This is a genomic window from Chryseobacterium sp. 22458 (assembly GCF_052044975.1).
GTDB lineage: Bacteria > Bacteroidota > Bacteroidia > Flavobacteriales > Weeksellaceae > Chryseobacterium.
The window spans coordinates 1-322 of the sequence record NZ_JBQEOA010000020.1 but is presented as its reverse complement, the minus strand read 5'-3'; the positions used below and the strand labels follow the sequence as shown (position 1 = coordinate 322).

Below are 322 nucleotides of genomic sequence, written 5' to 3'. Positions count from 1 at the left end.
ACCCGGCTGGGATTCGAACCCAGGACCCATACATTAAAAGTGTATTGCTCTACCAGCTGAGCTACCGAGTCGGCCACAATTAAGAATAAATGTAAGTATTTATTTCTTAATTATAAAAATTTTCTTTGCAGTGCCTGCGACTGGACTCGAACCAGCACATCCTTAGGAAACCACCCCCTCAAGATGGCGTGTCTACCAATTTCACCACGCAGGCAATAAAATTACAGCATCCGGTAATTTTCTTGCTTGTGACCCGGCTGGGATTCGAACCCAGGACCCATACATTAAAAGTGTATTGCTCTACCAGCTGAGCTACCGAGTC

Annotated in this window: 2 tRNA genes; both read right to left on the bottom strand. The window is 45.3% G+C overall.

Annotated features, from left to right (window positions below):
* Nucleotides 1–131 precede the first annotated feature (131 nt).
* Nucleotides 132–214: transfer RNA gene (locus tag ACTJJF_RS21990), tRNA-Leu, on the bottom strand.
* Between the two features lie 35 nt (nt 215–249).
* A tRNA-Lys gene (locus ACTJJF_RS21985) sits at nt 250–322 on the bottom strand.